Raw genomic sequence first — 9,185 nt, 5'->3', positions numbered from 1 at the left:
GCCATGGGGTAGCCCATGACGCCCAGGCCCAGGAAGGCGACCTGGCGGGGAGTGGAGGATTCGTAGGTTTTGGCGGTGGTGCTGGACATGGGGAGCTGCCTGAAAGAAGAATGGGAAGGACGAACGGGAGCCGCCGGCGCGAAGCCGGCAGGCTGCCCGGACTTAAACGATGGCGAAGTTTTCGGTGCCGGCTGCCAGGTCGGTCGACTTGGCACGCGTCGAGTTGAGTTTGATCTGCAGGCGCAGGTCGTTCACCGAGTCGGCATTGCGCAGGGCGTCTTCGTAGGTGATGAAGTGGCTTTCGAAGGCATCGTACAGGGCCTGGTCGAAGGTCTGCATGCCCAAGTTGCGGCTTTTCTTCATGATCTCCTTGATCTCGGAGACTTCGCCCTTGAAGATCAGGTCGGAGATCAGCGGCGAGTTGAGCATGACCTCGACCGCGGCGAAACGGCCCTTGCCGTCCTGCTTGGGCACCAGGCGCTGCGAGATCATGGCCTTGAGGTTGAGCGACAAGTCCATCAGCAGCTGGGTGCGGCGCTCTTCGGGGAAGAAGTTGATCACGCGGTCCAGCGCCTGGTTGGCGCTGTTGGCGTGCAGCGTGGCCAGGCACAGGTGGCCGGTTTCGGCGAAGGCGATGGCGTGCTCCATGGTTTCGCGGTCGCGGATCTCGCCCATCAGGATCACATCGGGCGCCTGGCGCAGCGTGTTTTTCAGCGCCGCTTCCCAGCTGTCAGTGTCCAGGCCCACTTCGCGCTGCGTGATCACGCAGTTCTTGTGCGCGTGGACGAACTCCACCGGGTCTTCAATCGTGATGATGTGGCCGTAGGACTGCTCGTTGCGCCAGTCGACCATGGCGGCCAGGGTGGTGGATTTGCCGGAGCCGGTGGCACCGACCAGGATGGTCAGGCCGCGCTTGCTCATCACCACTTCCTTGAGCACCTGGGGCACGCCCAGCCCGTCAATGGTGGGCAGCACGGCCGGGATGGTCCGCATCACCATGCCGACTTTGCCCTGCTGGATGAAGGCGTTCACGCGAAAACGCCCCACGCCGGGCGGCGAGATCGCGAAATTGCATTCCTTGGTGCGTTCAAATTCCGCCGCCTGCTTGTCGTTCATGATGGAACGCGCCAGCGCCAGCGTGTGGTTGGCGTTGAGCGGCTGCGGCGATACCTTGGTCACCTTGCCGTCCACTTTCATGGCCGGCGGGAAGTCGCCCGTGATGAACAGGTCGCTGCCGTTGCGGCTGACCATGAGTTTCAGCAGGTCGTTGATGAATTTACTGGCCTGGTCGCGTTCCATGAACGGCTCCTAAAAAATGATGCCCCCACGCTTGCCGCTTCGCGTACTGCGCTGCCCCCCGAGGGGGCCGCTGCGCCTGCGGCCCGGCAAAGCCGGTTCCGCGGCCCCTGCTTGCCTGGGACGGGCTTGTACTGCGAGTGTCGCGCATGGTTCTAGCCTGGGAAGTTTTCTGGGATCTTTGCTTTGCCACGGGCTTCGGCCGCAGAGATTACGTTGCGCTTGACCAGGTCCGTCAGGTTCTGGTCCAGCGTCTGCATGCCCACGCTGTTGCCGGTCTGGATGGACGAATACATCTGCGCGACCTTGGCTTCGCGGATCAAATTGCGGATGGCGCTGGTGCCCAGCATGATCTCGTGGGCCGCCACCCGGCCCGCGCCGTCCTTGGTCTTGCACAGCGTCTGCGAGATCACCGCCTGCAGCGACTCCGACAGCATGGAGCGGATCATTTCCTTTTCCTCGGCCGGGAACACGTCGATGATCCGGTCAATCGTCTTGGCGGCGCTGGAGGTGTGCAGCGTGCCGAAGACCAGGTGGCCGGTTTCAGCGGCCGACATGGCCAGGCGAATGGTTTCCAGGTCGCGCATTYCACCCACGAGGATGGCGTCCGGGTCTTCGCGCAGCGCGGATTTCAGCGCGGCGTTGAAGCTCAGGGTGTGCGGCCCGACCTCACGCTGGTTGATCAGGCATTTTTTGGATTCGTGCACGAACTCGATCGGGTCTTCGACCGTGAGGATGTGGCCGTATTCGTTTTCGTTCAGGAAGTTGACCATGGCCGCCAGCGTGGTGGACTTGCCCGAGCCGGTGGKGCCGGTGACCAGCACCATGCCGCGCGGCTTCATGGCCAGGTCGCCGAAAATCTTGGKTGCGTTGAGCTGCTCCAGCGTCAGGATTTTGGAGGGAATGGTCCGCAGCACGGCGCCGGCACCGCGGTTCTGGTTGAAAGCATTGACCCGGAAGCGGGCCAGCCCGTCGATTTCAAAGGAAAAGTCGACCTCGAGGAATTCTTCGTAGGTTTTGCGCTGGGTGTCGTTCATGATGTCGTACACCATGGCATGCACCTGCTTGTGGTCCAGCGGGTCGATGTTGATGCGCCGCACGTCGCCGTGAACCCGGATCATGGGCGGCAGGCCAGCCGATAAGTGCAAGTCAGACGCCTTGTTCTTGACGCTAAAAGCCAGCAGCTGCGTGATATCCATCCCGGGACCCTTTGAAAATGGTTTTCAAACTAAGTTTACAGTTCGATTATGACCACGATTGTGCGCAATCTCCAGCTAGTCCGTGACCGTATCACCACGGCCTGCGTCGCCGCCGGGCGGAACCCGGCCACCGTACGTCTGCTGGCCGTGTCCAAGACCTTTGGCGTTGACGCTGTGGCCGACGCCGCTTCGGACGGGCAACGTGCCTTCGGCGAGAACTACATCACCGAGGGCGTGGAGAAGATACTCGCCTTGCGGAGCCAGCCAGGCGGCGAGGCCCTGGAGTGGCACTGCATAGGCCCGGTGCAAAGCAATAAAACCCGCCTGGTTGCCGAACACTTTGACTGGGTGCAGTCGGTCGACCGGCTCAAGATCGCCCAGCGCCTGAGCGAGCAGCGGCCCGATAACCTGCCGCCGCTGCAGATCTGCCTGCAGGTCAATATCGACGGCGGCGCCAACAAGTCGGGCCTGGCGCCGGACGAAGTCCTGGCCCTGGCGCGGGAAGTCGCGCAACTGCCGCGCCTGGTCCTGCGCGGCCTGATGGCCATTCCCGAACCGGCGGCGGATTTTGATGCTGCCTGCGCTCTGCATGCCAGGACCAAGGCCGTTTTTGACGCCGTCAACGCCTCCGGTGCCCTGACGACACCTATGGATACCTTGTCCTTAGGCATGACCGCCGACCTGGAGGCCGCCATCCATGCCGGGAGCACCATGGTGCGTGTAGGTACCGCGATCTTCGGGGGCCGGTAAGCCGCGACGCGGCGGGCCAACTTGCAACCGCCGTCAGCCCTCACCCCTCACCCCGCCCTCTCCCAGAGGGAGAGGGCGTAAGACAAGCCTGGGGCTTTATTTCTTGGGCACAGCGATCGGTTTGATATTGCCGCAATCAGCCGCCAGCCATTTGCCCGAGGCGTCCATGGTCATCTTTTCGGGTTTGCCCTTGACGGTGGTCGTGGTGTTCATCTTCATGGTGTAGGCGGTGTCGCCAGAGAAGGTCATCACACCTTCGCCGCTGGAAGGCGGCTGCGTGCAGACATAGGAAAACTTCATGGTGTTGCCGCTGCGCGGCGACTGGGTGGTCTTGCAGTCGCCTTGCTGCTGTTGCGGCAACTCATTGCGCTCGGCCATCTCCTTGGTGATGCACATCTTCATGCTCATGCCGCCGCCGCTGCCCGGCGCCATGGACATGCCCTGCTTGGCCATCATGTCCTGCATCTGCTTGCGTTGCTCGGGCGACATGCCGGCCAGCTGCTTTTCCATGTTGGCCATGGCTTTTTCCATCTCGCCGGAGCTCGACTGCATTTTGTTGGTGATTTCCCACAAGCCCGGCTTGGTGGTTTGCGCGGCGGCGCCGGCGGCGAAGGCCAGCGCGGCGGCTGCCAGGAGAGGTGTGGTGAATTTCATGGACGTTCCTGTTGTTGAAGTGCAAAACGGAAGCAGCTCGCATTATTGCCAGCGGCCGGGGCTTGGCAAGCCCGGGCATGCCCAGGCCTTCCGGGTCAGCGCATGAACTTTCCGCCGCGCCCGATGATGGTCAGGTCGGTATAGCGCGAGCCTTCGTGGCTTTTGGGCCCGTAGCTCACGGTGAAACCGCCCATGTTGTGGTCGCGCATGGATTCGAGCGCCGTCATCAGGCTCTCGCGGGTCAGGTTCTTGCCGGCGCGGCGCAGGCCCTCGGTGAACACCCTGGCCGCGAGGAAGCCCTCCATGCTGGAGAAATCAAAATCCTTGTGGCCGGCTTCCACCATGCGTTGCTGGTATTCGCGCACGATGGCCGACGACGGCGTGTACGGGAAGGGCACGACTTGGGAAATCGTCACGCCGGCCCCGGCATCGCCCAGTTCCTCGCCCAGCGCCTTGGAGCCGACAAAACTCACGTTGAAGAACTGGCCGCCGTAGGCCTTGGCCCTGGCCTGCTTGATCAGGGCCGCGCAGGATTTGTAGGCGCTGATCTGGATCACGGCTTCCGGTGCGGCCTTGAGGATCTCCGCCAGCGGCGCGGAAACGTCCACGCTGTTGCGCTCGACGGTGACGCTGGCGGCCGGCTTGAGGTTGCGCTTGGTCAGGGCCCGCATCACGCCTTCGAGCCCGGCCTTGCCGTAGGAATCGTTCTGGTAGAAGACGGCGATCTTGGTGATGCCGACGGTGCTCAGGTGCTGCACGATGCGCTCGGTCTCGTCAAAGTAGCTGGCGCGCACGTGGAAGAGGTTGCGGTTGAAGGGCTCGCGCAGGGCCTGCGCGCCGGTGAAGGGGCCTATCAGGGGGATGCCCGCGGCGTTGATCGCCGGCACCGCCGCCAGCGTGGTCGGCGTTCCGACCGAGCCGATCAGCGCGAACACCTTGTCTTCCTCGATCAGCGCCTTGACGGCCGCGGCGGCTTTCTCGGGTTCGTAGCCGTCATCACGCGAAACCAGTTTGAGCGTCCGGCCGCTGATGCCGCCCGCAGCATTGACCGAATTGAAATGGGCCAGTATGCCCAGCTGCATGCGTTTGCCCAGTTCGGCCGCGGGGCCGGTCTGGGCGGCGAATTGCCCGACCTGTATTTCCGCGTCCGTGACGCCGGTTTCCGCGGCGTGGGCGGGAAAGACGGAAATGACGGAAAGGGCCAGCAACACTGTGCCGCACGAGAACCATGGCTTGACGTTCATCTGGAGAACCCTCCCGGCGCAATGCCGATGTGTCCGGCTACGGCTTGGCTTATGCAATCCGCTTCTTAGGTACCCGCAAGGTATGCCAAGGTGGGCAGCTTGGCAACACGGTTAGCCCTCACAAAGGGGGTTTGGGGCTGGAAAATGTGGAAAAGAGCCCGAAAAAGGCCATAAAAGCACCAAACTGCGTGCTTCCAGGCGCTTGCTTCGTCCAGGAGCTCACACGCCCAGCGCCAGGCGGGTAGTGTTCTTGACTTCTTCCATCACCGCGTAAGTCCGGGTTTCGCGCACGCCCGGCAGCTGCCACAGCACGGTGCCGGCAAAAGAGCGGTAGGCCGCCATGTCGGCCATGCGCGTCTTGAGCAGGTAGTCAAAACCGCCGGCCACCATGTGGCATTCGGTGATTTCATGGTGCACCTGCACCGCCGCCTTGAAGGCCTCGAACACATTGGGTGTGGTGCGGTCCAGTAGCACCTCGACGAACACCATCATCCCGGCGCCCAGCTTGAGGGGGTTGAGCAGGGCCTCATAACCCAGGATGTAGCCATCCCGGGTCAGCCGCTGCACGCGGGCCAGCACGGCGGTCGGCGACAGGGCCACGCTTTCGGCCAGCTTGAGGTTGGAGATCCGGCCGTCCTGCTGCAGAACATTCAGGATTTTGAGGTCAATGCGGTCAATCTCTGGTGAGGCTTCAAACATGACTAGTGAATTATTCGGTTAATTGCTCAAATTTAGCGGGAAATTCAGCATTATTCAATGGAACATCGCTGCATCCACTGAATAAGTAGCCCAAACCGTCGAATCCTCTATGGAGCCCCTAATGTCCGCCTCCCCCCGCCTGCCTTTCCCTTACCGTCCTGAAGCCGACATCGTGGCCGGCCAATTGCGGGGCCTGGCCGGCGCGCTGGACTGGGCGGCGGCGGCGCATTCGGCCCAGCCCTGGGTGCAGGCCGTGCGCGACAACCCGCCGCCTTTCTGGGCCATGGAAAGCCTGCTCAAGGAATACCCGATTTCCAGCGCCGAGGGCCTTGCCCTGATGCGCCTGGCCGAGGCCCTGCTGCGCGTGCCGGACGCCGAAACGGCGATCGCGCTCACGGCCGACCAGCTGGGGCGCGCGGATTTTGACGGCGCCGGCGACGGCGTGATGGCGCGCCTGTCGGCTTCCGCCATCGCGATGTCCAAGATGTTTTTGCCCGAAGGCGGCCAGCCCAACCTGATGAGCAAGCTGGGCGCGCGCACCGTCGTGGCCGCCACCCTGCGCGCCGTGCAGCTGTTGGGCCGGCAGTTCGTGCTGGGCCAGACCATCGGCGACGCCATGGCCGAGGCCGACGACAGCCGCAAGAAAATCCCGAATTTGCGCTTCAGCTACGACATGCTGGGCGAGGGCGCGCGCACCGACGCCGATGCGCTGCGCTACCTGGCAAGCTACACCAACGCCATCCAGGCCATCGCCGCCGGCGCGAATGCCGCAGGCGCCACGGAAAAAAACGACGGCATCTCCATCAAGCTCAGCGCGCTGCACCCGCGCTACGAAGACGCCCAGCGCGAACGCGTGATGGCCGAGCTCGTGCCGCGCGTCTGGGGGCTGTGCGAGCTRTCGGCCCGGGCCAACATCAACCTCACCATTGATGCCGAGGAAGTCGACCGGCTGGAGCTGTCGCTGGACGTTTTCGAGGCGCTGGCCGCGCAGGTCGCAAAACACCATCCGCAGTGGCAGGGCTTCGGCCTGGCCATGCAGGCCTACCAGACGCGCGCGCTCGATCTGATCGCCCACATCGCCGCCATTGCCCGCAAGTACAAGCTGCGCCTGATGTGCCGTCTGGTCAAAGGCGCCTACTGGGATTCGGAAATCAAGCGCGCGCAGGAGATGGGCCTGCCGCACTACCCGGTGTTCACGCACAAGCACCATACCGACGTGTCTTACCTGGCCTGCGCGCAGGCCCTGCTGGCCGCGCCCGATGCGATCTACCCGCAGTTCGCCGGCCACAACGCCGCGACTATCGCCGCGATTTTGCAGATGGCCTCGCGCAATGCCGTGCCGTTTGAGCTGCAGCGCCTGCACGGCATGGGCGAGGGCGTGTTCCGCGAGGTGCTGAAGAACCCGCTGATCAGCTGCCGCGTCTACGCTCCCGTGGGCGCGCACCGCGACCTGCTGGCCTACCTGGTGCGCCGCCTGCTTGAGAACGGCGCCAACTCCTCCTTTGTGCACCAGCTCGCCGACGAGTCGGTCGGCATGGGCGAGCTGCTGACCTCGCCGCTGCGGCTGGAGCCCGACGCCTCGCTGCCGCTGCCGCCCGCGCTCTACGGCCCCGGCCGCCCCAACAGCCTGGGGCTGGACCTCACGGTCGAAAGCATGCGCGCGCCGCTGCTGGCCGCGCTGGCTTCCACGCCGGTGCCGGTGGTGCCGGAATTTGATCCCCGGCAGGCCGCCGCCTTGCTGGAGAAGGGTGTCAGCGCCTATCGGCAGTGGAGCAAGGTGGACGTGGCCGAACGCGCGGCCGTCCTGCGTCGCGCCGCCGACGCGATGGAGCGGCAGATGCCGAAGTTCTGCGCGCTGCTGGTCAAGGAAGCCTTCAAGACCTGGGGCGACGCCGTGTCGGAAGTGCGCGAGGCGGTGGACTTCCTGCGCTACTACGCCAATGAGGCCGAGCGCATCATGCGGCCGGTGACCTTGCCCGGCCCGACCGGCGAGACCAACGAGCTGCGCCTCACCGCGCGCGGCGCCTGGGTGTGCATCAGCCCCTGGAATTTCCCGCTGGCCATCTTCACCGGCCAGGTCGCGGCCGCGCTGGCCACCGGCAATGCCGTGCTGGCCAAGCCCGCCGAGCAGACCCCGGGCGTGGCCTGGGAGGCCGTCAGGCTGCTGCATGAAGCCGGCGTGCCCGAAGGCGCGCTACAGCTCGCGCACGGCCCCGGTGATACCGTGGGCGCGGCGCTGGTGGCGGCACCCCAGGTGGCCGGCGTGGTCTTCACCGGCTCCACCCAGGTCGCCAAAATCATCAACCGCGCGCTGGCCGCCAAGGACGGCCCCATCGTCCCGCTGATCGCCGAGACCGGCGGCATCAACGCCATGCTGGTCGACAGCACGGCCCTGCCCGAGCAGGTCGCCGATGCAGTGGTGCAAAGCGCGTTCCGTTCCGCCGGCCAGCGCTGCTCGGCGCTGCGCCTGCTGTGCGTGCACGAGGGCATTGCCGACCACGTGATCGCCATGATCAAAGGCGCGGCTCAGGAATTGGTGGCCGGCGAAACCGCCGACCTTGCCACCGACGTCGGCCCGGTCATAGACCGCGAAGCGTTTGACAACATCCAGAAGCACTTGCAGCGCTTGAACTCCAGCGCCAAGGCACTGGTGACCCCGGCACAGCACGCACAGGCCGCGTCCGGCCCGCTGGCCAACCTGATCCCGCCGGCGGCCTTTGAAGTGCCCAACCTGGCCGACGTGAAAGACGAAATCTTCGGCCCGGTGCTGCAGGTGGTGCGCTGGGGCAGCGGCGACCTCAAGGACCCGCAAGCCGTGATCGCGCAGATCAACGCGTTGGGTTACGGTCTCACCCTGGGCATACAGACCCGCATCGACTCCCGCGCGCAGGCCCTGGCGGCGGCAGCGCACGTCGGCAACATTTATGTGAACCGCAACATGATTGGCGCGGTGGTGGGGGTGCAGCCGTTTGGTGGAGAGGGGCTCTCCGGGACTGGCCCCAAGGCCGGTGGGCCGCATTACCTCTATCGCTTCTGCGCGGAGCAGACGGTCACTGTGAATACGACTGCGGCTGGGGGAAATGCGGCTCTCCTGGCTGGAGGGGCTTGATAGTCGGTTCTTGTTCCGACGGGCGCTTTCTCTGCTGAGGGTGGTTGGCCGGGGGTTGCCCGGCAGCAAGTAACTTTCTTTTGCTTCGCCAAAAGAAAGTCACCAAAGAAAAGGCGACCCGCAGTCTGGGTCCCTACGCTTCGCTTCGGGCAACCTGCGGTGCTCGACTACGGCGGGGTCTCGCGCAAACTCGCCTTCGGCTCAAACAAGCGCRATCCCTGATCCGCCTACGTC

7 protein-coding genes are annotated in these 9,185 nt (G+C 64.5%); 2 read left to right on the top strand and 5 right to left on the bottom strand.

Going from position 1 to position 9,185, the window contains the following annotated elements; all coding sequences use genetic code 11:
* Nucleotides 1-162: 162 nt before the first annotated feature.
* Both AC1D0P_RS17065 and AC1D0P_RS17060 read right to left on the bottom strand, forming a co-directional pair.
* Nucleotides 163-1,299, bottom strand: a complete 1,137-nt coding sequence (locus AC1D0P_RS17065) for a PilT/PilU family type 4a pilus ATPase (protein WP_477655722.1) — start codon at nt 1,297-1,299, stop codon at nt 163-165.
* Between the two features lie 152 nt (nt 1,300-1,451).
* Nucleotides 1,452-2,495 carry a type IV pilus twitching motility protein PilT gene (locus tag AC1D0P_RS17060; RefSeq protein WP_477677838.1) on the bottom strand — a complete coding sequence of 348 codons (1,044 nt, stop codon included), beginning with the start codon at nt 2,493-2,495 and terminating at the stop codon, nt 1,452-1,454.
* A gap of 48 nt (nt 2,496-2,543) precedes the next feature.
* Here AC1D0P_RS17060 and AC1D0P_RS17055 point away from each other — a divergent pair, with 48 nt between their 5' ends.
* Nucleotides 2,544-3,245 (top strand): YggS family pyridoxal phosphate-dependent enzyme, encoded by a 702-nt coding sequence (locus tag AC1D0P_RS17055; RefSeq protein WP_477677837.1) that lies wholly within the window; start codon nt 2,544-2,546, stop codon nt 3,243-3,245.
* 96 nt (nt 3,246-3,341) lie between these two features.
* On the opposite strand, the gene AC1D0P_RS17050 is transcribed toward AC1D0P_RS17055, so the two are convergent.
* From AC1D0P_RS17050 to AC1D0P_RS17040, 3 genes are all read right to left on the bottom strand, one after another.
* Complete coding sequence (locus AC1D0P_RS17050; RefSeq protein WP_477677836.1) at nt 3,342-3,899, bottom strand: DUF3617 domain-containing protein; 558 nt, start codon at nt 3,897-3,899, stop codon at nt 3,342-3,344.
* Between the two features lie 95 nt (nt 3,900-3,994).
* Nucleotides 3,995-5,143, bottom strand: a complete 1,149-nt coding sequence (locus AC1D0P_RS17045; RefSeq protein ID WP_477677835.1) for an ABC transporter substrate-binding protein — start codon at nt 5,141-5,143, stop codon at nt 3,995-3,997.
* Between the two features lie 219 nt (nt 5,144-5,362).
* A complete protein-coding gene (locus AC1D0P_RS17040; protein WP_092130297.1) occupies nt 5,363-5,842 on the bottom strand; it encodes an Lrp/AsnC ligand binding domain-containing protein in 480 nt (159 codons plus the stop codon).
* 121 nt (nt 5,843-5,963) lie between these two features.
* Between AC1D0P_RS17040 and putA the strand changes: the two genes are divergently transcribed.
* The gene (gene putA / locus AC1D0P_RS17035) at nt 5,964-8,951 is read left to right on the top strand and encodes a bifunctional proline dehydrogenase/L-glutamate gamma-semialdehyde dehydrogenase PutA (protein WP_477677834.1); all 2,988 of its coding nucleotides are present in this window, start codon (nt 5,964-5,966) and stop codon (nt 8,949-8,951) included.
* Nucleotides 8,952-9,185: the final 234 nt, after the last annotated feature.

This window comes from Polaromonas sp. P1_G2, from assembly GCF_056405515.1.
Note: the sequence above shows the minus strand (reverse complement) of the source record. Positions and strands in the feature narration are given on the sequence as shown.